Genomic DNA, 241 nt, shown 5'->3' on the forward strand with positions numbered 1-241 from the left:
GGTTGGGCGAGTCGGTCCGCATGTAGGTGATGTATCCGTTCTCGTACAGCGTCTGCGCGGTTCGCATCGTCTGCCGGGAGGACATGCGCAGCTTGCGGCTGGCCTCCTGCTGCAGCGTCGACGTCGTGGACGGCGCCGCCGGGCGGCGGGTATACGGCTTGGTCTCCAGCGAGCGCACCGCGTACCCGGCGCCGTCCCGCGCGGACACCCAGGCCTGCGCGGCGCCCTCGTCCAGGTGCTG

Annotated in this window: 1 protein-coding gene; it reads right to left on the reverse strand. The window is 71.4% G+C overall.

Annotated features, from left to right (window positions below):
• On the reverse strand, nt 1-241 hold a 241-nt coding region (locus KVT14_RS21070), incomplete at both ends, for a DNA topoisomerase (protein WP_217617364.1).

Source organism: Cellulomonas sp. GbtcB1 (assembly GCF_019091725.1).
Taxonomy (GTDB): domain Bacteria; phylum Actinomycetota; class Actinomycetes; order Actinomycetales; family Cellulomonadaceae; genus Cellulomonas.